A 1558-nucleotide genomic window follows, 5' to 3' on the forward strand; every position below is an offset into this window, starting at 1 on the left:
CAGCGTATCTGTTCCTGTAATATATGAATTGTAGACTAGATACCAGGCCCAATTCTGCCAGTAGTTTGTGAGATCCATTCCATTTGGCGCATAGCCCCCGGAATCGTTCGCATAATTCAATATTGCCACGTTGGATTGGCGGATATTTGAAAGGCATGATATGCTCTTTGCTGAGTCTTTTGCCATCTTCAAGGCTGGCAGCAGCATCGCCGCCAGAATTGCGATGATCGCAATAACAACCAGGAGTTCGATCAGTGTGAAAGGCATGCATGCCCTACTGCAGCGCCGCATTGTCATTGCGCCGTAGCCCATAACGATCGGGAACTGGCGCAACACGTGGTGACACCCGTTTCCAGCCCTTGCCTCATAAAGCGCAGTGCCAGGATTTCCCGCACTACGATTATCTGCCGCACTCCCATCAAGGGGCATGCGATCTATTGGACTTCCGGCGTTTTTGATAGCCATATACACCTCCCTGTTAGATAACTTTCCGAATTGCCACTGAATCACGTTCGATAAGCGTGTTGGGCATGCTGATCACACGATCAACTTGAGCCTCCGGACACTCAATCAATTTTGCCAGTAGGTCCACCATTGCCTCGGCCACCCCTTGCAGTGGCTGGAACAGTGTTGTCAGGGACGGACGCAGGTATAGCGAAATCCCGGGATTTTCGCTGCCGACTACGGAGAGTTCCGCCGGGACTTTTATTCCAAGCACTTCCTGCAGGATATATAGGGCCTCTGGAGCCAGCATGTCTTCCCCGCACACCCAGACCGCTTCGGCTCCACAATCAACGATTTTTTTCAAATGCGCATACATGAGGCGTCCATCATCACAGAATGCAAAAAGCTGATCGTCAACAGGTATTCCCCGTGTTTCCATTGCCGTCCTCATTCCTTCCGCACGCGCCAAGGCACCCCAGTCAGGAGACTTGGTGATCATGGCCAGCTTGCGGTGGCCGCGATCCAGGAGGTAGTCCCCGACCATGCGTCCTCCCGCACGGTGATCTGATATCACCGTATGGAACTGATTGTCTTTGTCTCCGCGGTTGACGACTACGACAGGCGTGCCATCCAATTTTTCAAGCACTTCGAAGGTCTCCGGTTTCCAGGCGATGACCAATATCCCGTCGAACAGACGGTGTGACAGCACATCGATATTGTCTTCAGGTACGAGAACCATGGACATTCCGAGACGGGAGAGAGCCCACGCCACATATTGTGTCAGACAGGAAACATATCCCCCCATGACCGTTCGATGCAGGGGTTCTGTAACCAGTGCAATTTGCTTGTGACGCACTCCCACCCTTGGACGGCAATCCATTGATCTCAGTGTCTGCAATACACGTTGCCGCGTATCTTTGTTCACCGTGCTGGATGCGTTCAACACCCGGCTGACAGTACATGGCGACACTTTAGCTTTCTTTGCTACATCGTAGATCGTGGGATTCGCTCGTAGACTTTTCTTGACTGTCGTTTTTACGTTCACGGTTTTCCCTATTGTATGCTATATGTTTCATAAATACTGATATTGTTGCAGTATAACATAATATATTGT

At 50.8% G+C, this 1558-nt stretch carries 2 protein-coding genes and 1 pseudogene; all 3 read right to left on the minus strand.

Features of this window, described 5'->3' with window-relative positions:
• A partial coding sequence (locus WAZ62_RS19275) for a prepilin-type N-terminal cleavage/methylation domain-containing protein (protein WP_422645155.1) occupies positions 1-465 on the minus strand: 465 nt, incomplete at its 3' end.
• Between the two features lie 13 nt (positions 466-478).
• Positions 479-1183 carry a LacI family DNA-binding transcriptional regulator gene (locus WAZ62_RS19280; RefSeq protein WP_422645156.1) on the minus strand — a complete coding sequence of 235 codons (705 nt, stop codon included), beginning with the start codon at positions 1181-1183 and terminating at the stop codon, positions 479-481.
• 147 nt (positions 1184-1330) lie between these two features.
• Positions 1331-1489, minus strand: a pseudogene (locus WAZ62_RS19285) (LacI family DNA-binding transcriptional regulator); the annotation flags it as partial.
• Positions 1490-1558: the final 69 nt, after the last annotated feature.

Origin of the sequence: Zavarzinia sp. (assembly GCF_049306435.1) — a bacterium.
In the GTDB taxonomy this organism is placed as follows: Bacteria; Pseudomonadota; Alphaproteobacteria; order Zavarziniales; family Zavarziniaceae; genus Zavarzinia.